Source organism: Thiocystis violacea, assembly GCF_016583565.1.
GTDB classification, from domain to species: Bacteria; Pseudomonadota; Gammaproteobacteria; order Chromatiales; family Chromatiaceae; genus Thiorhodococcus; species Thiorhodococcus violaceus_A.
Genome location: NZ_NRRF01000240.1, coordinates 1 through 711, shown reverse-complemented (window position 1 = coordinate 711; position 711 = coordinate 1). Strand labels below are relative to the sequence as shown.

Annotated in this window: 2 protein-coding genes; both read left to right on the top strand. The window is 62.7% G+C overall.

The window, feature by feature from the left end:
- Positions 1-127 (top strand): peptidoglycan-binding domain-containing protein (locus CKO23_RS26850; protein ID WP_200336285.1); only part of this gene is annotated, 127 nt, incomplete at its 5' end.
- 91 nt (positions 128-218) lie between these two features.
- Positions 219-711, top strand: a 493-nt coding sequence (locus CKO23_RS25010; RefSeq protein WP_242482701.1) for a helix-turn-helix domain-containing protein, incomplete at its 3' end; no start/stop codon positions are given.

The following is a 711-nucleotide window of genomic DNA, read 5'->3' as shown; positions in this document are numbered from 1 at the left end:
ACCCAAGACCGAGTCATCGGTCAAGCACTACCAACAGAATGAAAACCTCACCGTCGACGGAGTCGTCGGACAAGAGACCTGGACCTCGCTGTTGACGCGCTGGCTGCTAGATTCCGAGCCAGGCTAGTGGTCTAGAGTGAAAGTCCTAATACTGTTTCTGGGCGATCGATGGCATCCTACTCATCTGTCTTGAGTTTCGCCGATGAGTTGATGACACGATGCCACGCTGCACCCCGATTCCCGTTTCCCTCACCGACAAAGAACGTACCCAGTTGGAGGCGTTGGTGCGTCAGCACACCACGGCGCAGCAACTGGCGATCCGAGCCCGAATCATTCTCGCCGCCGACGCCGGCAAGGGGATGCACGAAACGGCCGCCACGTTGCAGGTCAGTCGCTCGTTGGTCCAACGCTGGCGCCGCCGCTGGCGCGAGCGCGCGGATCACCCGGTGCTCGAGCGTCTGAGCGATGAGCCGCGTTCGGGGACACCGCCGACCTTCACCCCCGAGCAGATCTGCGCCATCATCGCCCTGGCGTGCGAGCCTGCGGTCCGCGAAGGGGTGAAGCTGACGCGCTGGACCCATGCGGACTTGGCCGAAGAGGCCAAGGCGCGCGGGATCGTCGAAGACATCTCCGCGCACTCCATCGGACGCTTCTTACGCGAGATCGATCTCAAGCCGCATCGCGTACAGGGCTGGATCAACACCCCGCGCG